This is a genomic window from Bacillus sp. CGMCC 1.60114, from assembly GCF_042676365.1.
GTDB lineage: Bacteria > Bacillota > Bacilli > Bacillales > Bacillaceae_G > Bacillus_A > Bacillus_A rhizoplanae_A.
In genome coordinates this window covers 1-1,260 of record NZ_JBHTHG010000097.1, presented here as the reverse complement: position 1 = coordinate 1,260, position 1,260 = coordinate 1, and the positions used below count along the sequence as shown (strand labels likewise).

Genomic DNA, 1,260 nt, shown 5'->3' with positions numbered 1-1,260 from the left:
AAGGCTGAGCTGTGATGGGGAAGCTCCTTATGGAGCGAAGTCTTTGATTCCCCGCTGCCAAGAAAAGCTTCTAGCGAGATAAAAGGTGCCTGTACCGCAAACCGACACAGGTAGGCGAGGAGAGAATCCTAAGGTGTGCGAGAGAACTCTGGTTAAGGAACTCGGCAAAATGACCCCGTAACTTCGGGAGAAGGGGTGCTTTCTTAACGGAAAGCCGCAGTGAATAGGCCCAAGCGACTGTTTAGCAAAAACACAGGTCTCTGCGAAGCCGTAAGGCGAAGTATAGGGGCTGACACCTGCCCGGTGCTGGAAGGTTAAGGAGAGGGGTTAGCGCAAGCGAAGCTCTGAACTGAAGCCCCAGTAAACGGCGGCCGTAACTATAACGGTCCTAAGGTAGCGAAATTCCTTGTCGGGTAAGTTCCGACCCGCACGAAAGGTGTAACGATTTGGGCACTGTCTCAACCAGAGACTCGGTGAAATTATAGTACCTGTGAAGATGCAGGTTACCCGCGACAGGACGGAAAGACCCCGTGGAGCTTTACTGTAGCCTGATATTGAATTTTGGTACAGCTTGTACAGGATAGGCGGGAGCCTTTGAAGCCGGAGCGCTAGCTTCGGTGGAGGCGCTGGTGGGATACCGCCCTGGCTGTATTGAAATTCTAACCTACGGGTCTTATCGACCCGGGAGACAGTGTCAGGTGGGCAGTTTGACTGGGGCGGTCGCCTCCTAAAAAGTAACGGAGGCGCCCAAAGGTTCCCTCAGAATGGTTGGAAATCATTCGTAGAGTGCAAAGGCATAAGGGAGCTTGACTGCGAGACCTACAAGTCGAGCAGGGACGAAAGTCGGGCTTAGTGATCCGGTGGTTCCGCATGGAAGGGCCATCGCTCAACGGATAAAAGCTACCCCGGGGATAACAGGCTTATCTCCCCCAAGAGTCCACATCGACGGGGAGGTTTGGCACCTCGATGTCGGCTCATCGCATCCTGGGGCTGTAGTCGGTCCCAAGGGTTGGGCTGTTCGCCCATTAAAGCGGTACGCGAGCTGGGTTCAGAACGTCGTGAGACAGTTCGGTCCCTATCCGTCGTGGGCGTAGGAAATTTGAGAGGAGCTGTCCTTAGTACGAGAGGACCGGGATGGACGCACCGCTGGTGTACCAGTTGTTCTGCCAAGGGCATAGCTGGGTAGCTATGTGCGGAAGGGATAAGTGCTGAAAGCATCTAAGCATGAAGCCCCCCTCAAGATGAGATTTCCCATAGCGT

The 1,260-nt window shown here is 54.3% G+C and carries 1 rRNA gene; it reads left to right on the top strand.

Annotated elements, in window-relative coordinates:
* Positions 1-1,260, top strand: a 23S ribosomal RNA gene (locus ACFQZ1_RS14530); the annotation flags it as partial.